General features: G+C 40.8%; 15 protein-coding genes. 11 read left to right on the top strand and 4 right to left on the bottom strand.

Features of this window, described 5'->3' with window-relative positions; all coding sequences use genetic code 11:
* Nucleotides 1–67: 67 nt before the first annotated feature.
* The gene (gene yajC / locus R0123_RS01410; protein WP_323841595.1) at nt 68–397 is read right to left on the bottom strand and encodes a preprotein translocase subunit YajC; all 330 of its coding nucleotides are present in this window, start codon (nt 395–397) and stop codon (nt 68–70) included.
* 321 nt (nt 398–718) lie between these two features.
* Between yajC and R0123_RS01415 the strand changes: the two genes are divergently transcribed.
* The 3 genes from R0123_RS01415 to R0123_RS01425 all read left to right on the top strand — a co-directional run bounded on the left by R0123_RS01415 (nt 719) and on the right by R0123_RS01425 (nt 5892).
* Nucleotides 719–1918 (top strand): hemolysin family protein, encoded by a 1200-nt coding sequence (locus tag R0123_RS01415; RefSeq protein ID WP_323842828.1) that lies wholly within the window; start codon nt 719–721, stop codon nt 1916–1918.
* A 231-nt stretch (nt 1919–2149) separates the two neighbouring features.
* On the top strand, nt 2150–2701 hold the full coding sequence (locus R0123_RS01420; protein WP_323841485.1) for a hypothetical protein: 552 nt from the start codon (nt 2150–2152) through the stop codon (nt 2699–2701).
* A gap of 458 nt (nt 2702–3159) precedes the next feature.
* On the top strand, nt 3160–5892 hold the full coding sequence (locus R0123_RS01425; protein ID WP_323842829.1) for a LysM peptidoglycan-binding domain-containing protein: 2733 nt from the start codon (nt 3160–3162) through the stop codon (nt 5890–5892).
* Nucleotides 5893–5964: 72 nt separating this feature from the next.
* On the opposite strand, the gene R0123_RS01430 is transcribed toward R0123_RS01425, so the two are convergent.
* The gene (locus tag R0123_RS01430; protein ID WP_323842830.1) at nt 5965–6726 is read right to left on the bottom strand and encodes a Nif3-like dinuclear metal center hexameric protein; all 762 of its coding nucleotides are present in this window, start codon (nt 6724–6726) and stop codon (nt 5965–5967) included.
* Nucleotides 6727–6932: 206 nt separating this feature from the next.
* Between R0123_RS01430 and R0123_RS01435 the strand changes: the two genes are divergently transcribed.
* Nucleotides 6933–8111 (top strand): S1C family serine protease, encoded by a 1179-nt coding sequence (locus R0123_RS01435; protein ID WP_323842831.1) that lies wholly within the window; start codon nt 6933–6935, stop codon nt 8109–8111.
* 96 nt (nt 8112–8207) lie between these two features.
* Here R0123_RS01435 and R0123_RS01440 read toward each other — a convergent pair whose 3' ends face one another.
* Nucleotides 8208–9461: a divalent metal cation transporter gene (locus tag R0123_RS01440; RefSeq protein WP_323842832.1), complete on the bottom strand. Its 1254-nt coding sequence runs from the start codon at nt 9459–9461 to the stop codon at nt 8208–8210.
* Between the two features lie 264 nt (nt 9462–9725).
* On the opposite strand from R0123_RS01440, the gene argJ reads away from it, so the two are divergent.
* Complete coding sequence (argJ, locus tag R0123_RS01445; RefSeq protein WP_323842833.1) at nt 9726–10940, top strand: bifunctional glutamate N-acetyltransferase/amino-acid acetyltransferase ArgJ; 1215 nt, start codon at nt 9726–9728, stop codon at nt 10938–10940.
* Nucleotides 10941–11048: 108 nt separating this feature from the next.
* On the top strand, nt 11049–11231 hold the full coding sequence (locus tag R0123_RS01450; RefSeq protein ID WP_323842834.1) for an NF038104 family lipoprotein: 183 nt from the start codon (nt 11049–11051) through the stop codon (nt 11229–11231).
* Nucleotides 11232–11354: 123 nt separating this feature from the next.
* Here R0123_RS01450 and R0123_RS01455 read toward each other — a convergent pair whose 3' ends face one another.
* Nucleotides 11355–12767, bottom strand: a complete 1413-nt coding sequence (locus tag R0123_RS01455; RefSeq protein WP_323842835.1) for an L-serine ammonia-lyase — start codon at nt 12765–12767, stop codon at nt 11355–11357.
* 325 nt (nt 12768–13092) lie between these two features.
* Here R0123_RS01455 and R0123_RS01460 point away from each other — a divergent pair, with 325 nt between their 5' ends.
* The 5 genes from R0123_RS01460 (at nt 13093) to R0123_RS01480 (ending at nt 19691) form a co-directional block, all read left to right on the top strand.
* The gene (locus tag R0123_RS01460; protein WP_323841493.1) at nt 13093–13299 is read left to right on the top strand and encodes a (2Fe-2S)-binding protein; all 207 of its coding nucleotides are present in this window, start codon (nt 13093–13095) and stop codon (nt 13297–13299) included.
* Nucleotides 13300–13709: 410 nt separating this feature from the next.
* The gene (gene bfr, locus R0123_RS01465) at nt 13710–14204 is read left to right on the top strand and encodes a bacterioferritin (RefSeq protein ID WP_323842836.1); all 495 of its coding nucleotides are present in this window, start codon (nt 13710–13712) and stop codon (nt 14202–14204) included.
* A gap of 107 nt (nt 14205–14311) precedes the next feature.
* Entirely contained in the window at nt 14312–14779 is a 468-nt protein-coding gene (gene bfr, locus R0123_RS01470) for a bacterioferritin (protein ID WP_323842837.1), read from the top strand.
* 414 nt (nt 14780–15193) lie between these two features.
* Nucleotides 15194–18019 (top strand): pyruvate dehydrogenase (acetyl-transferring), homodimeric type, encoded by a 2826-nt coding sequence (gene aceE / locus R0123_RS01475; protein ID WP_323841496.1) that lies wholly within the window; start codon nt 15194–15196, stop codon nt 18017–18019.
* Nucleotides 18020–18029: 10 nt separating this feature from the next.
* Nucleotides 18030–19691, top strand: a complete 1662-nt coding sequence (locus R0123_RS01480; RefSeq protein ID WP_323842838.1) for a 2-oxo acid dehydrogenase subunit E2 — start codon at nt 18030–18032, stop codon at nt 19689–19691.
* Nucleotides 19692–20008: the final 317 nt, after the last annotated feature.

Below are 20008 nucleotides of genomic sequence, written 5' to 3' on the forward strand. Positions count from 1 at the left end.
GAAAAAAGCAGAAGATTTGTCAAATTAAGACAAGTTTTGCTGATGTCTAAAAAGTTATTACTACAAATTATATGTTATCAATTGTGCCAGTAGGTAAAACACTGATGACGCTGGTACGCTGAATTTTAATTAGGTTAGTTGGGTTTAAAGCGACAACCACATAATCACCATCAATCTTGGTGATTTTACCCATCAATCCACCAGCAAATAAAATTTCGTTACCAACCGCTAGGCCATCAACCATCGCACGATGCTGTTTTCTTTGCTTAGATTGCGGACGAATGACCAAAAAGTAAAAAATGGCAAAGATGGCAATCATGGGCAAAAATTGTAAAAACATATTAGGTTCTGCACTGGCAGTAGGGGCGGCGTGTGCATTAGTAATCAATAATTCCAACATAAAAACTCCTTTAAGTTTAAGTGATTAACTTGCAACTTATGAATAAGCCACTAAGTTTTAATCAAAAAAGCATTAAAAATAATAAGATATTTGCCATAGAAAAAGGGCAAAAATAACACATATCATAACACAAAAATATGCCATCATGCCATGTAATTTTATTCGCTTTGTATTCATGAACTAAATTTTTAAAATGCTTTTTTAAAAATCCTTAAAGATGGCGTTTTGGAGTGATTAACCAAAACGAACATTTTATCACTTGCAGTCTGTGTTGTTTTGACTTAATATATTCGGTAATATTTTTATTGATTTGCATTTATGTCCCGACACCGAGTACGCTTGATCAACATTAAATCTTTCACTTTCCTTGGGTTGCTTTTCTTAACTACACCAGCCCTAGCCAATAGCAATGACATATCACCAACAGCAACTAATGTTGCGTTACTCATCTTTTTTATCTGCTTATCGCTTGTATTTTCATTCATTTGCTCTGTGTCGGAAGCCACACTGTTGACAATGACACCGTCTTATGTTGATACATTACAAGATGATCACCCAAAGGCGGCAGCATTATTAGAAGATGTGAAGATTAATAATATTGAAAAGTCCATTTCGTCAATTTTAACGCTGAACACCATTGCACATACACTAGGCTCTTTGGGGGCAGGAGCACAGGCAACAATTGTTTTTGGTAGTGCGTGGTTTGGTATATTTAGTGCGGTGATGACATTGGTCATTTTGATTGGCACAGAAATTATCCCAAAGACGCTTGGCACTACTTACTGGCGACGCTTTGCCATGCCTGTGGCGTATTATGTGCGTTTTATTAATATTGTGTTGATGCCGATTGTATGGGTGGCAGAAAAGATTTCTCGCCTGCTTACTCAGGGAAATACCGAATCAACTTTTAGCCGCCATGAGTTTATTGCTCTTGCCAATCAAGGTGAAAGTTTGGGTCAAATGAGTGAACTGGAAACTCGCATCATCAAGAATTCATTAGCACTGAGCATGATTAATGTTGAAGATATTGTTACACCACGCTCGGTCATGATCGCATTTGATGAGACGATGACGGTAGGCGATGTGTTTGCCAATTTACCCAAGTTGCCATTTTCCCGCTTTCCAATTTTTAATGAGGATTTGGATAATGCGACAGGCTTTGTGCTAAAATCTGATTTGCTGATTGCTCGGGCAAACCAAGAAATTCATACGCCTTTAAGTACTTTTCGCCGTGATATTCCATTTGTTTTTGCCAAAATGAAGTTGTTTGATTTACTCAACATGATGTTAAAAGAGCGGATACACATCGCATTGGCAGTGGGTGAGTTTGGTGAAGTTAAAGGTCTGGTAAGCCTAGAAGATGTGCTTGAAACCTTGCTTGGTCTTGAAATTGTCGATGAATTTGACCGTGTTGATGATATGCAGGCATTAGCAAGACAACTCATGGACAGACGAATGAATCGTATCGGTGCAAAACTTGAACAGGTCGAATCTTTAAAAGAAGATAAGACACTTTAAGCCAAAAACCAATTGAGGTTAGGGCTAAGATTTAAGGCGTGTAAAAGTTATGTTTTTATGCATTGTAAGGTATGGCTTGAAATCATCGGTTTAAAATAGTAAGCTTTATTGAATTTAGCCATGATTGTTTAATCTTGCATTTATTGGGTCAGCCAAAGCAAATGCCCACACTAAAAAAGATAATCAATATCTTAATATCAAAACCATCATAAAATCGCTAGGGATTTATCAATGACACAACACAACAATCTTAAAACCTTCATTAAAAAAGGCATTGTTATCAATACCTTAAATGCCGTTATTCATACCATAGCACCATCTCACCAAAGGTGGTACTATGCACTGGGGTTTGGCTTGGCTTTGGGCGGACTGGCTTTCACCAGTGTGTCTGCTCATGCCATGAGTGAATCGTCCGTGCAGGCATATGTTGTCGCCATGAACCAAGCAGCCAACAGTCAAAATATTGGACAAATCTCACGCCTCATTGCTGATGATGCCATCATCAAGATGACCAGAAATGGCGTTTCTGCTGATTTGGGTAAAACAGCCTATTTACAACACTTACAAAAAAGCTGGGCGAAGGCGACTGGCTACCATTATGACATTCGCATCAGCGATATCGTTGTTATGGGTAATCGAGCCAGTGCTCAGGTAGTAACTACCGAATCTTGGACAGAAGACGGAGTGGCTGTCAAACTGATTACCACATCAAAGATAACACTATCAGAATCTGGGTCAAATGCCATATTATTGCGTTCATCATCACAAGTTGTGATCAATTGATTGTTAAGATGATTAACTTTTGGTCCAACCCTTTTCATTGATAAAAATTTTTTATGATATTTTTTATGATATTATAGATAGATAGCTTTCCGATGAACACCGTGTTGATCTTTGGTTGATTTTGTCAATGAATATGAATAAATATGATTGACGGCATCATTAACGACTAAAAAAATTAACAACCAAATTTTAAATTCAATGGTTGATAATGTTTGAAAAATAAGGCATTATTAAGGCGCTATTTTATTAAATGCCTATATGCTTGTTTATGCATTTTTTAATTATTGACAATCGGCATTGACTCTTAACAATTAACATACATGACAATACAGAATAAAGGTTTTATCATGCCAAATTTACCACTCACACCAAACAGCGACACCAAAATCAATATAATCAACACAAAGAACCCAAAAAATACCATAAAAATCGGATTGATAAAACCGCTGGTATTGTCCATGTCAGCTTTTTTAGCAGCGTGTAGCAGTACAGGTACGACACCCACATCTGTATCTACACCCACAGTCAATAACAAAGTTCAACGCACCGCACCTGTTGTTCAGACATCTAGCTATGCTGGTGTACTTGATGAAGCCATGCTTGACGAACTAGAAAGTTTGCTTCAAGCAACTGACATGAGCATGGTTGAGGGCGATGCTTTGACGGTGCAACGCTATGGCAACCTATGGGACAGAGTTCGTCAGGGTTATCGTATGGGAGATACCTACAACGCTCGCATTGAAGCGCAAAAATCATGGTTTTATAGCCGCCAAAGCTATTTAAACCGTCTGACCGCTCGGGCATCTCGCTATCTTCATCATACGGTTACAGAGGCCGAACGCCGTGGTATCCCAACTGAGCTTGCATTATTGCCCATCATTGAAAGCTCATATGATCCTTCGGCTACATCTAATGCCGCCGCCGCAGGTCTTTGGCAATTCATTCCGAGTACAGGGCGTATTTACGGTCTTAATCAAAGTGCAGGTTATGACGGCCGTAGAGATGTCATTGAATCAACTCGTGCAGCTTATGATTTTTTAACCAGTCTGTATAATCAATTTGGTTCATGGGAGCTGGCTTTGGCGGCATATAACGCAGGTCCAGGTCGTGTGTCTCGTGCAATCAAGGCCAATCAGTTGGCGGGATTGCCAACTGATTATTGGTCTCTTAGACTGCCTGCTGAGACGATGAACTATGTACCACGCTTTATTGCTGTTTCTCAGATTGTTGCATCACCGTCAAGCTATGGTGTTAATTTACCTGCCATTGCCAATCACTCACATTTTAGAACCGTACCCACCAATTATGGGGTCAGTTTACAAGAAATTGCATCAGTTACTGGTGTGTCATTTGACGAACTGCGTCTACTAAACCCTGCATTGAGCAACTTCATTATTGATACTGCAGGTCCAAATCGCATCGTTATCCCTGACAGTTTAAGCGGTTCATTTGATGAAAAAATCTCTGCACTTACAGGGTATGGTAGTGAATATGGCGTTGTTGCTACTGCACCAGCACAAACCACCCAGTATGTGTTGCCAAAAACAGGGGTTCAAGCCAATACCAACTCACAAAAGCAATTGATGCAGTCTAATACGCTACCAACCACCATTGCACAAGTCACCCCTTATAACACGATTGTTCAAGAGCCAGCCATCACCCAAGAAGAGCGTGATTTTATTGCTGCACAGATTCAATCTAGCACCATCGAATCGGTGCAAGCGGTCAACCCAAATGATGGAAATATTCAATTAGATGCACTACAAACCGCTCAGTCGGTTCTAGAGTCTCGTGGTCAGACCAAGGCATTAAGCTATTCTGCACCAGCTATGGCCAGCACTGCAAAAACAGCAGTGCCCAAAAAATTAGTAACAACCAATACCCAGCAATCGGCTAGACCTGTTGCCCCAGTCATTGATTATACTGCACCAACACCCATCCCAGTTGTGTCAATGACGACAGCACCCCAGCAGTCAAGCCGTCCACAGCAGACAGCATCTCAAAATCAACCAAAGCCAGTCAAGCGTAAACCTGCACCCACACCTGTTGAAAGCTATGTTGTTAAAGCAGGCGATACGCTGACAGGCATTGCAGAGACGAACAATCTGAGCGTCAGCCAGTTGGCAAGCTATAATAATATCGCTGCCAATGCCTATGTTCAGCGTGGCCAACAGCTATGGCTCGTCCCAGATAAAGTCAAGCCACAGCCTACCAAATCAGCCGTCAGCACACCTGCCATAAAAACCATGATACACAAGGTTCAAGCAGGAGAAAGTTTGGCGGTGCTGGCTCGTAAATACGAAATGAGTGTGCAGGATTTGGCGGCTTTAAATGACCTTGAACCAACGCAAGGCTTATATATCGGTCAGAGTCTTAAAGTGCCAGCTACTGCAAAGACAGCATCTGCAGACTCAAATACAAATGTATGCACAAAGAATTTACGAAAAAATGACAATGTCAGCTCAAACCAGTCAAATTACACCGTCAAAGCTGGCGATACTTTGACAGGCATTGCCAACAGTTTGGGTGTCAGCAATGCTGACATCGCTGCATTGAATGATTTTTCAGCAGATTCTGGATTGATGGCGGGACAGATCATCAAAGTCCCAGTGTCTGGCGTAGCTGTTACTCGCAAGTTAAACAATAAACCTATTGAGTATACTGTTCAATCAGGGGACAGCCTAACATCGGTTGCAGCCAAGCATGACATTAGTATTGATGAGCTGGCAGCGGCAAATAATCTGAGTCGCACATCTGGTTTAATACTTGGTACAACCATTACCATTCCTGTGGCTGGTACAAAACCACAATCACAACCGACCAAAACCGTTGAGTCTACACCAAAAATCAATCGCAGCAACTCAAAAAACTCTGCCAATCAAAATGCAGGTGCTACTGAGAGTTACACTGTACAAAGTGGCGATAATCTAACTCAATTGGCTAAAAGATATGGCGTATCGTTGCCAGAACTTGCTAAATTAAATAATCTTGCAAATAACGCAAGTCTTCGTATTGGTCAAACCATCAAAGTGCCAAAACTCACCACTACCTATAAGGTCAAATCTGGTGATAATCTCATTTCTTTGGCGCGTCGTTATGGCATCACCACCGAAGAGCTTGCCCAGTTAAACAACCTTGCAAATAATGCAAGTCTTCGTATTGGTCAAACCTTGACTGTGCCAAACAAATAGACATCAAGATAAACAACCATAAAAAACCACGCCTTTTGGTGTGGTTTTTTATGGTTTTTGATATATAAAGTATTAAGCAGGATTATTTATATCAACAAATATCGCCTCAATGCCAAATTCATCAGCGATAACCTCACCAAGTGCTTGCACACCAAATCTTTCGGTAGCATGATGGCCTGCGGCAAAATAATCCAAGTCCAGCTCGCGTGCAATATGGGTCGTACGCTCAGAAATTTCACCAGAAATAAAGGCATCACAGCCCATCTTAGCTGCCTGCTCTATCATGTCTTGGGCTCCACCTGAACATAAGGCAATTTTATGCAGTGTTTGCTTACCGCTTTTGATGTGTAAGGGTGGACGCCTTAGTTTGTGGGTAATTTTATGACCAAAATCCTCAGGGCTGATGGGTGTGCAGGTGGCAATATTGCCAATCGGGTGCTTTTCATGTGGATGTAACGCCCCAGTGATTTGTAGATCTAAATCTTTGGCAAGTAAGGCGTTATTGCCAATCTTAGGGTGGGCATCTAATGGCAGGTGATAAGCGATGAGAGAAATGCCTGATTGCATGAGGGTGCGAATGCGTTTGCCTTTCATGCCAATCAGTGGTGCTGGTTCACCTTTCCAAAAATAGCCATGATGCACAACCATCGCTTGTGCGTTGTGAGCAATTGCAGCATCAATGAGTGCCTGACAGGCTGTAACGCCTGTGATGATTTTTGTGATGGGGATATCAGCATCGACTTGCAGGCCATTAGGACAGTAGTCACTAAACTCGCTTGCGTGCAGATAATCATCACAAAATTTCACCAATTGGTTTGCAGAAATTTTGACCATTTTTTACCTTTGCTTTGCTAAAAATTGGCATTTTAACGATTTTGTGTGATTTATGCAAACCGTCATCACCTTAGGCAAATTTTGATAAAAATCCGACATAATTTATCATAAAAAATCCTACATACTGCTTTATCTTGGTAAAATTGCCCCAATATTTGTTGTGTATCATACCTTTATATCATCATGATTATTTACAAGGAATATTAATGACCAAACCAGCTAAATTTACGCTAAAAAGTCAACAAGGGGCAAGTTTTTGGGCCATTTTGCCTTGGTTGATTGCATCGGTATTGGCAGTGGCTTTGTGCTGGATGCTCTTTCATCATACGCCTGCTAAACCACCAATTGAGCCTGCCAGACATAGCGAGCAGGTGTGGACACCGCCTGCTGATGATACTCCTAGATTGCCCACGCCAGCGGTCAGCTCATATAAAGATGCGGTCAATCGTGCCGCCAAGTCTGTGGTAAACATCTATACCACACAGACCATCAAACACCCTTATGTGAATGACCCTATGTTAAGAGAGTTGTTTGATCATTACTATGGCGGACAGGGCAATCAGCAAGGAGCAAACTTAGGTTCTGGTGTGATTATCTCAAAAGATGGTTATATTGTTACCAATGCCCATGTTGTTGCTCAGGCTGATGAAATCATCGTTGCACTTAATGACGGCAGAAAAACTCGTGCAACCGTCATAGGCAGTGATCAAGACAGTGATTTGGCAGTCATTAAGGTAAATCTTGATAATCTTGAGCCACTTGTTTTTCGCAACCAGCCGATCAATGTTGGTGATGTAGCGTTGGCGATTGGCAATCCTTTTGGTGTGGGTCAGACCGTTACTCAGGGCATCATCTCTGCCACAGGGCGTGCAGGGCTTGGTATCAGCAGTTTTGAGGATTTTATTCAAACAGATGCCGCAATCAATCCTGGTAATTCTGGTGGAGCGTTGGTGGATAGCGATGGGGCGTTAATTGGTATTAATACGGTCATCTATTCACGCTCTGGTGGTTCAATGGGTATTGGCTTTGCCATTCCAACAAGCATTATTGAACAGGTCATGAATGCACTCATCACTCATGGCAAAGTCAGCCGTGGTTGGCTGGGTGTGGGCATTGCTCAGGTCTTAGATAATCCGATCAACCTAGAATCCACCAAAGGTGTGATGGTCTCGCAAGTTTGGGAAAATACGCCCGCTGCTCAAGCAGGCATACGCACAGGCGATATCATCGTCAGTTTAGATGGCATTGCCACCAACAGCGTCAATACGCTAACAGGTATCGTTGCCAAACACCCACCAAACACCAAGCTTGTTGCTAAGATTTTAAGAAATGACAAGCCAATGACGCTGACCATAACACTTGGTGAGCGACCCAGCAATAATTAAGCGATTGGCCATGTTACCCATTAATAAAACTAAAAATAAAAAAAACCTGCCAACACAGCAGGTTTTTTAATCAAATAAAACACGCCAAACAAATCATCAGCCAATAAATTTAAAAAATTGCAATAAAAATAGTACAGCAAAGCCAGATAAAAAAACAATGCTGACAATCGCAAACCATTTCATAAAAGGGGTTAGCTGGCCTGCTGACTTGATGAGTGAATAATTAAGATAAGCAAAAATCGGTGCGGTAACAAAAGAGCTGATCATTGCAAATTTGAGCAGTGTTGCCATTTGTCCCAAGAAGAATGTAATTAAAATATACGCCGCCACCCCTGTGAAGGTTGTCCAAAGTTTGACATATTTTTCGGTCAACTGGGTATTGCCAGTTTTGATGAGCGATTGGCTTTCTGCATTGGCACGCCCATAACCATCCATACAAGTAATGACTGTACCAAACATACATAAAAAAGCGATGAATGTTACAAACAATCTTGACCATTCGCCTATTGTCTGTGTATACATTTGTATCAGCTGACCGACATAAGCACCGCCTTGCATGATGATCTCTTCTGCTGAGCCATACTGCACAAATACACCCAACGCCAAGAAGAATAATGCCAAAATTGCAGAGGTTAGGTAGCCTACATTAAAATCCACCAAACCCTGAAAACGGCTGGTGTGGTCGGTATGAATTTTTTTGGCAGTCCAAACTGAGGTTAGGACAGAAAACTCCATTGGTGCAGGCATCCAGCCCATAAGTGCGATGATGAACCCAAGTGTCGCCAAATTCCAAGGCGATGCTTCGATAAAATCAGGGGCAATGACTGATGGTTTGCTGCCAGCCACTATCACTGCCATGACGGTGGCAATGGTTAGAGCCATGATGATCCACTTGGTGAGATTATCCAGCAACTTATAATGACCTGCGATGAGCATTACCCATGATAAAGTCATCACAACCGCCGACAAAGCAAGAGTGTTTATCTCAAATGGTAACATATACCCTAAGATTACTGCACATAAAAGAGCGACCGCACCTGTACTAATCACCCCCGAAATGACACACAAAATAAAAAACACCCACAAATAAATAGGGGATTTTTTTGCATATCCGATAATCAAGCTGTCGCCTGTGCTGTACGCATATTCTGTACCAAAACGATAAAAAGGGTATTTAAAAAGATTTGCCAAGACAATCATGATCGCAAGTTGCCAGCCGTACAACGCACCTGCCTGCGTTGATGAAACTAAGTGCGAACCACCAATAGCAGCAGATGCCATTAAAATACCGGGTCCAAAAGCTCGCCAATCAAGTTTACGACTGTTGCCAATGCTAGATGAATCATTCATAATTGCTTACCATCAAATACAAAAAAGTAATAAAACGACATATACTAGAACAATAGCGAAATAAATACCATGATTTAAATGATGAATTTTATTCATAGGTTTTAAACTAAATGTTATGATTATGTATGTCGCTAACAATCACTAACAATTGCCAAAAAGCTAGGCATTTTTTAATAAAAAAACACTGCTTTTTATGCAAATTTATGATAGTCTTAGCCAATCATCAACCAATCACACAAAATAAACAAACAAAAAAGGTGTTTTATGCCAGTTGGTAATGTAAATCTTGTGCCATTATTGCCCATTGACGGCATTAAAATTGGCATCACACAGGCTGCCATTCGTTATAAAAATCGGCGTGATTTGACGGTTTTTGAGATTGACAAAGGTGCAAATACCGCCGTTGTTACCACACAAAACGGCTTTGCTGCTGCTCCCGTACAAATTGTGCGTAAGCATATTCAGTCGCACACACCACGCTATTTGCTGATCAACACAGGAAATGCAAATGCTGCTACAGGTCAAGATGGTATAGACAGAGCAAATGCTACTTGCCAAGCACTTGCTAAAAAAGCAGGCGTCGTATTGGGTGAGGTTTTGCCGTATTCAACTGGGGTGATTGGCGAAACCCTGCCAAGCGAACGCATCATTGACGGTTTAGATGATGCCTTCAATGACTTACAAGCCGACAATTGGTTAAATGCTGCCCATGCCATCATGACCACCGACACCACACCCAAAGGTCATAGTGTACAGACCACGATTGATGGCACGACTTATACCGTTACGGGCATCAGTAAAGGTGCTGGCATGATTAGACCAAACATGGCAACCATGCTTGGTTTTGTAGCAACCGACGCTAACATCAAACCAGCATTATTGCAAAAAATTTTGGTTGATTTAACCAATCAGACTTTCAACCGCATCACCATTGATGGCGATACCTCTACCAATGACTGCTGCACACTCATCGCAACAAATAAGGTTGGGAAGGTTATTGATGATGAAAAACATCCGCACTATCAAGCCATTTATGATGCAATCAAAGAAGTCATGCTGACCATTGCTTGGCTCATCGTCCGAGATGGCGAAGGTGCAAGCAAATTCATCACTGTCAAGGTAGTTGGTGGTCAAAGCACAGAAGACTGTGCCAAAATTGCTTATGCAGTGGCACATTCACCATTAGTAAAGACAGCATTTTTTGCATCTGATCCAAATTGGGGTCGTATTTTAGCCGCAGTAGGTCATGCTGGCGTTACAATTAAGCAAGACCGTGTCAGTGTTTGGCTTGATGAAGTGCTTATTTGTCAGCGTGGTGGGCTGGCTGATGATTATACTGAATTGCACGGACAACAGGTCATGAGTCGCCCTGAAATCACGGTCATGATTGATTTGGGGCAAGGCGAATGTACAGATACTGTTTATACTTGTGATTTATCCCATGAGTATGTCAGCATTAATGCTGATTATCGAAGTTAGCTTTTATGAATATTGGTTTTTGCCAGCATTGCTTTTTATCAGTGAATAAAAAGCAATCAAACTGGCGGTAAAAATTTTATCATCAATTGACATGAGACAAAAATAGTTATGAAAAAATTTGCATTGATTTTAGCCATTGCATTAAGTGGCACCGCCTTAGCTGGCTGTGTGCACAAAATCGTTACTGTACCTGTTAAAGTTGCTTACAAAACCACAAAAGGTGTGGTTAAAGGTACAGCAAAAGTCGTGCGTGCAGCCACATCCAATGACAAAAAATATAATAAAGATTGATTGAAAAGATGGGCATGATGCTGACAATCGAACCAAAATAATCCATCAATAAAATCAAAGACTTATAAAAAGTCAGGCGATGATAAAACGCTTGTTTTTATTGGTGGCGGGTTTAAGGGCTGATCAGCACTGACTAAATCCAATCATCACACCCACACTGGCGGTTGGAATGCGATTATCTGCATAAATGGCAAGCCCACCACGAGCCGTTTCCTTATATTTGTCCATCATGTCCTTGCCAGTCTCTTTCATGGTTAATATTGCTTTATCTAGCGATACATGATGCGAACCATCACCACGCAAAGCTAAGCGAGCGGCATTTATCGCCTTTACTGAGGCCATCGCATTACGCTCAATACATGGTACTTGTACCAGACCTGCGATTGGGTCGCAAGTTAAACCCAAATTATGCTCAAGACCGATTTCAGCAGCATTAAGACATTGTGCTACTGTGCCACCCATGACATGAGCAAGGCCAGCCGCTGCCATCGCACACGCCGAGCCAACCTCTCCTTGACAGCCAACTTCTGCACCCGAGATGGACGCATTTTGCTTAATCAATGCACCAATCGCTGCTGCGACAAGTAAAAACTCACGCACACCCTGATAACTAAAATTAGAAATAAAGCCACGATAATAATGCAATACCGCAGGAATGATGCCAGCTGCACCATTGGTTGGAGCGGTAACAACCTTGCCACCAGCAGCATTTTCTTCATTGACAGCCAAAGCATACAAATCCACCCAATCCATTGCCAAAAGCCCTCCATCTGCCGATTTGCCATATTCTTTGGAAAGCTGGTCATATAGGGATTTGGCACGGCGTTTGACATTTAAGCCGCCTGGCAAAATACCATCTTTTTTACAGCCTTGGGTTACGCATGATTGCATGACCTCCCAAATCTCAGTGAGATATTCACGAACTTCATCTTCTGAGCGAATGGCCGTTTCGTTGATGTACATCAGCTCTGCAATGTTAATCTCTTTTGCCTCACAAATCGCAGATAACTCAGATGCCAAGGTAAATGGATAAGGAAAATCATCAGTACCACCAATGATGGTATCGCTGTTAATCTCGTTGCTGTCCATCACAAAACCGCCGCCCACCGAATAGTAGGTCTGGCTGATACACTCACCATTATCTAGCAAGGCATTTAATATCATGCCGTTAGGGTGATAAGGCAGGGTGATATGGTCATACCACACAATGTCTCGATGATAATCAAATTCAATCTCTTTGATACCACCTAGATTCATACAATGATCCGCTAAGACAGGCTGTAGATAGTCATCTGTTTTTGTGGTGTCAATGGTGCGTGGTATATGACCAAGCAAACCCAAAATTGTGGCAGTATCTGTTGCATGACCCTTGCCTGTCGCTGATAGCGAACCATACAGTTCTATGCGTATTTGAACCACATCATCAATGCGTTTATCAAGCAGTGCCAAAAAACGGCTTGCCGCCATCATCGGACCTACTGTATGCGAGCTTGAAGGACCAATACCAATTTTAAATAAATCAAACACACTAATCACGACCATTCCTTTTTTATTTCATATTCTTGCTTACTATTATATTCTTACATCTTTTATTTTGCCATAAATTTCAACCATTTTTATCACACAAAAAAATTATCACACAAAAAAATTATTGAGAATTTTTTTCAAGCAGCTTAATTAAAACCAAGTATTTTACTCGGATATGTTTTATTTTTTTAATCACAAATATGGATGTGATTTATTTTCTTTATCAAATAAGAAAAATTCTTAAAAACTATTGAAAATAAGAATTCTTCTTGTTATATTATATTCCTGTGTATGAAATCACAAAAGCTTTGGTCATCTAAAAAGGAGAGTGAATATGTATGTATGCATCTGCCATGATGTGAAAGACTCACAAATTAACACCGCCATGACACAAGGCATCACCACCATGTGTGGATTGCAAGACGCACTACAAGTGGGTACTTGTTGCGGTTGCTGTTTACCTATGGTACAAGACTTAATTGATGAACACGAAGCCAATTTTCCTGCCGTTGAGCGTTCTCATATGAATGCAGTTGCTTGATAATATTTCTAAATTATTTCTGTATATGGTTTTTATTGTATTGATACGATATTCATTCTCATTGATTGATTAACTTAATCAATCATTCTTTTTTTGATTTGGTGTGCTTAATTTCTAAGAAATGATAATGGCTTGTCTTTGATAGCCATTATTTTTTATTTTTATCAGCAAAATCAACTATTTATAAATTAAAATTAGGAATGATTTTAATTTAAAATTCTCATAAAAATTAAGTTAAATTTATTCTCAATGTGAGAGCCATTCGCAGGTTGTACTTCGTTTTCAGTTCATTAGCTATACAAATATTAAGCATAATTTTTAGGTATTTATGTTAAGATAAATTTGTACTTAAAAAGGTTTTTAAACCCTTTGAGTGAATATTTTTTAATTTATTCAATAGGAATTATCTGATGAAATCATCACAAAAAGTCATTGATTATTTAAACTTTTTACTTTCAGGCGAGCTCGGTGCACGCGACCAATACTTCATTCACTCACAAATGTACGCTGAGTGGGAATTGGGCAAGTTGCACGACCGCATTTACCATGAAATGGAAGATGAGACCTTGCATGCGCGTCTGATCATCAATCGCATCATCATGTTGGGCGGTACGCCAAATATGCAAGTGGGTGAAATTAATATTGGTGCCGATGTACCTGCAATGCTAAAAAATGATTTGGAGCTTGAATACAGTGTGCAAGAACACCTAAAAGAAGGTATCGTCTTATGTGAACAAGAGCGTGATTATGTTACTCGTGATATGTTGGTACGCCAATTAGAAGATACTGAAGAGGACCATGCACATTGGTTAGAAAAACAGCTACGCCTGATTGACATGATGGGACTGCAAAATTACCTACAAAGTCAAACAGCTGAGCCTAATATGGTTAATGTAGGGCGTTGATTTACATTTTTATGAATGTATGGGCGTGTGAGTGTACAGGGCAATGCCTAAATTGCCCAAAAGCTCAACTAAGCTCAACAAAATCATCAATAAAATAAGGAACATACATGAAAGGTGATAAAGAGGTAATTCGTGCACTGAACAATGTACTTGGGCAATCTTTAATTGCAATTAACCAGTATTTTCTTCATGCACGCATTGTAAAAAATTGGGGCATTGAAGAACTTAATGACGCATTTTATCGGCAGTCTATCCAAGAAATGAAATGGTCTGATAGGCTGATTGAGCGTATTTTGCTACTTGAGGGTTTGCCAAATTTACAAGAGCTTGGCAAATTGCTTATCGGTGAAAATGTTACTGAAATACTTGCTTGTGATTTACGCCTAGAAAAACGCAAACACGATATATTGCTTGATGCCATTAGCGTATGCACCGAAAAACGCGACTTCGTTTCTCGTGAATTGTTGATTCATCTAAAAGATGGTAATGAAGAATACGAAGATTGGTTAGAAACTCAGCATGAAAAGATTGAAAGTATTGGTATTCAAAACTACATTCAAACACAATCTACTTAAAACGACAAAAATTAGTTTTTTTATGAGCCAAAAACCGATGAGCTGATGTTTCATCGGTTTTTTATTCAAAATTTAATAAATAATTATTATTCTTGTCTACTAACTAAAAAATATGTTATAATAAACTGATTTTTAATCACTATTTCTTTTAAAAATAATGATGATTTTTTCATTTTCTAAAAGCAATAAACTTTTTATTAAAAAGCCTTTATAATACCAAAGATCAATTAAAAGCGTGCGATTTTATCACCGTTGCTACATTCATTAGCAACCATGATTTAAATGGTGATTTTATATTGTTTAACAAATCTTTAAACACCCATTTAGATAACCATTTAAATAATCATATGATGACATAACGATGATCGCAATTTTCACCGCCAAATCTGGCAAAACTTCAACTAGGACAACTTTATGACAACTTATTATAAAGATACCGACCATGTCGAGACACAAGAGTGGCTAGACGCATTTTCATCGGTCATTAAAAACGCAGATAAAGAACGGGCACAATTTCTACTAAAAGCCCTATATAACATGGCGGTACAAGAAGGCTTGCCATTTAACCGCTTAGACACCGCCTATATCAACACCATCTCTGCTGAAGATGAGCCGACTTATCCTGGTGATTTGCATATGGAACGCAAATTGCGTGCGCTGATTCGCTACAATGCTTTGGCGATGGTAATGCGTGCCAATTTGAATGATGATGAGCTTGGTGGACATTTGGCAACTTTTGCATCAAGTGCCACCTTGTATGAAACTGGTTTCAACCATTTTTGGCGTGCTCCTGATGAAAATTTTGGCGGTGATATGATTTATTACCAAGGCCATGGGGCACCAGGAATGTATGCTCGTTCATTCTTAGAGGGTCGTTTGGACGAAGAACAGCTAAAAAACTTCCGTCGTGAAGTGGGCGGTAAGGGTCTATCAAGCTATCCACACCCATATTTAATGCCTGATTATTGGCAGTTTCCAACTGTATCAATGGGCTTAGGTCCGATTACTTCAATCTATCAAGCACATATTCAAAAATACTTAACCAATCGCAAATTAATTAAAGATGAAAATCGTAAAATCTGGGCGTTTTTAGGCGATGGTGAGACGGACGAGCCAGAGAGCCTAGGTGCAATCAGTTTGGCTGGGCGTGAAAAACTTGATAACTTAATTTGGGTTATTAACTGTAACTTACAGCGTCTTGATGGCCCTGTGCGTGGTAATGGTAAAATCATTCAAGAATTAGAATCTGTCTTTCGTGGTGCTGGTTGGCGTGTGATTAAGGTTGTCTGGGGTGATCGATGGGACAGCCTGCTCGCCAAAGACCATACAGGTGTACTTAAACATCGCATGGAAGAGGCAGTTGATGGCGATTATCAGTTGTACGAAGCACGAGATGGTGCATTCATTCGTAAAGAGTTTTTTGGTAAATACCCAGAACTTGCCGAAATGGTTAAAGATATGTCAGATGAAGACTTGATTCATCTAAACCGTGGCGGGCATGATCCGAAAAAAGTCTATGCTGCTTATGCAGAAGCCATGAAGACCAAAGGTCAGCCAACTGTAATTTTGGTAAAAACCGTAAAAGGTTATGGCCTATCCAACCAAATCCAATCGGTCAACAAAGCACACCAAATCAAAAAACTTGACGAGTCAGGTCTAAAATATTTCCGTGATCGTTTTGATTTGCCGTTTAATGACGAAGATTTAAAAACATTGCCATTTTATCGCCCGTCAGAAGATTCAGCAGAATACAAATATCTGATGGGTCGCCGTCAAGCATTGGGTGGGCATCTGCCAGCGCGTCGTAGTGGGCATACTCCGTTAGACATTCCAGATTTGTCCATTTTTGATCAAGTATTGCAAGGCTCAAAAGGCAAAGAGCAATCCACAACGATGGTCTTTGTACGCCTGTTGTCAGCACTATTAAAAGACAAAGCATTGAACAAATATGTTGTGCCAATTGTACCAGATGAGGCGCGTACCTTTGGTCTTGAGGGTATGTTCCGTCAATTGGGTATTTATTCTGCCGCAGGTCAAAACTATATTGCAGAAGATGCTGATGCTTTGATGGGCTATAAAGAAGCCAAAGATGGGCATATGCTAGAAGAGGGTATCAATGAAGCAGGGGCAATGAGTGCATGGATTGCATTGGCAACCAGCTATTCAACCAATGCCCTGCCAATGATTCCAATGTATATTTACTACTCAATGTTTGGTTTTCAGCGTATAGGTGACTTGGCGTGGCTGGCAGGCGATATGCAAGCACAAGGCTTCTTGCTGGGGGCAACAGCAGGTCGCACAACCCTAAATGGCGAGGGTTTACAACACCAAGATGGTCATAGCCATATCTTATTTGGTACCGTACCAAACTGCGTTACCTATGACCCATGTTTTGGTTACGAACTTGCTGTCATCATGCACGACGGTCTAAAACGAATGTATGGTGAGGGCGAGCGTGTTTATTATTACATTACTTTAATGAATGAAAACTACGAACATCACGCCATGCCACAAGGTGTTGAAGAGGGTATTAAGCGTGGTATGTATCTGCTAGAAGACAACGGCTCTAGTCAAGTTCAGTTGCTAGGATCTGGCGTGATTTTGCGTGAAGTGCAAAAAGCAGCTCGCATTCTTAATGATGACTTTGGCATCAAAGCTAATGTATGGAGCGTAACCAGTTTTAATGAATTGACTCGTGATGGCATGGCCTGTGATGACTACAATCGCCTACATCCAACCCAAGAAGCGAAAACTCCTTGGGTAACAACTCAGCTTGCACCACACAAAGGTATCGTTGTAGCAGCAACTGACTATATGCGCAATTATTCAGAGCAAATTCGTGGTTGGTTACCAGACTCTCGCCCATACAGCACCCTAGGTACAGATGGCTTTGGTCGTTCAGACAGTCGTCAGCAACTACGCAACTTTTTCCATGTGAATGCTGAGCACATTGTCATTGCAACCTTAAAGAAACTGGCGGACGAAGGTGAGATTGATGTACGCTTGGTTCAAGATGCAATTAACAGCTTTGATATTGATGTGGACCAAGCACCAGCATGGCAACCACAACCACATTACGATCATTTTCCTGATGCGCCAGCCACATCTGTGAACACCAATCCGACACCTGTACCTGATTTTGTTGAAGAATCAGACGAAGCCATCAGTACAGAAGGGCGTGCCGAAGATAGTGCTGATGCCCAAATTTTAAATAGCCACAATGTGGTAGAGCCAAAATAAGGAGACGACAATGGAAATTAAAGCCCCTGATTTGGGTGTAGAAAGTGCCGAAGTTGCCGAGATTTTGGTAAAAGTTGGCGATATCATTAACGAGAATGACAACATTGTTTTGGTGGAATCTGACAAAGCGTCGGTAGAAATACCGTCGCCTACCTCAGGTAAAATAACCGCCATTGCTATTAATGTGGGTGATAGCGTCAGTGAAGGTAGTGTATTACTTAGCATTGAGGCGTCAGAAAATACTGAGACATCAGACGATGCCAGTACAATCGGTTTGCAATCAACCGCTGCCACAGAAACAAATGAAGAAACAGCCATTATAGCAGAAGTGGAGACAGCAACTGCATCCACCACAACCAGCCAAACACATAATTTGCCAGATTTGGGTGTAGAAAGTGCTGAAATCGCTGAAATAATGGTGGCAATAGGTGATAGTATTGAAGAAAATCAACCATTATTACTGGTGGAATCTGACAAAGCATCGGTAGAAGTGCCTGCACCTACCAGTGGTGTCGTTGAGGCAATTTTGGTAGCGGTGGGTGAAAGCGTATCCAATGGTCAGGCATTTATTACCATAAAATCGGCAGACGCACCATCAGCCTCTAAGGTTGATACCGCACAGACAAAAACGGCACCAGCACCCCAAGTGCAGAGCGACACAAAGGCTGAGCCTGCCAAGTCATCATCTACCAATACTTCTACATCAAATCAAAAATTATCAGAAGACCAAGTAAATGAAAAAGCTCGTCATGCTCATGCAGGTCCTGCGGTGCGTAAATTAGCACGAGAATTAGGTGTGGACATCAGTGTTGTTACAGGTACAGCAGCTCATGGTCGCATTCTAAAAGAAGACTTATTTGGGTATATTAAATCGGTAATGACAGGTGCACAAACCGCACAAAAGGGTGCCACAACCATAGCAACCAGCCCAGCAATTAGCTTACCTCCATTGTCTGATATGTCTAATAAAGAGATTTGGGGTGAGATTGAAGTTCAAGATTTGACACGACTACAAAAAGTATCAATCCCACAACTTAATCTAAATACCTTGCTACCACAAGTTACCCAATTTGATTTAGCGGACATTACCGATACTGAAAATTTACGCAATGAACTCAAAGCTGAGTTTAAGGCAAAGGGTATCGGTTTGACCATCTTGGCATTCATCGTTAAAGCGGTGGCATATGCACTGACTCAGCACCCAAAATTCAATAGCCATGTATCTGATGATAATACTCAAATGATTATCCGCAAGTCTGTACATATGGGTATTGCAGTGGCAACTGATGATGGGCTGATTGTTCCTGTGATTCGCAATGCACAGGACAAAGGTATTGGCCAACTTGCTGTTGAGATTGGTGAACTTGCTAAAAAAGCGCGTGATAAGAAGCTTTCTGCCAAAGAACTACAAGGTGCATCGTTCACTATATCTAGTCAGGGTAATATGGGTGGCACTTACTTTACGCCTCTTGTCAATCATCCGCAAGTTGCAATTTTGGGCATTTCTGAATCAACTTACCAGCCACGCTGGAACGGTAAAGAATTCGAACCCAGATTGATGTTGCCATTATCATTGTCTTATGACCATCGCACAATCAACGGTGCTGATGCGGCAGTATTTACTCGTTATATTGCCAAGCTACTTGCTGATCCACGCAAGATCTTGTTGTAAGCTAACTTTATTTTTATATCATTTAAAAAAAGGTGGTCGTGTACCGCCTTTTTTTACACATATGAGAAGATCAAACTCACTATCCATCGCAACAAAAATCCTGATTTGCTGATTAATTGCGACCAGTTTGGCTTAGATAACTTCAACAGCCAAGACATTCAAGAGCTAAATTCATTCATAAATCATAAATCCGACTAGTTATACTTCGCATAATGTAAGCTAAGATTATGCTAAAAAAGCCCATGCTATATTATCTCTAGCATGGGCTTTTTTACCGTTGCTCGTAACGGCTGCATAATCTGCATTATGCGATGTAT

This window comes from Moraxella sp. Pampa (assembly GCF_035181385.1).
In the GTDB taxonomy this organism is placed as follows: domain Bacteria; phylum Pseudomonadota; class Gammaproteobacteria; order Pseudomonadales; family Moraxellaceae; genus Moraxella.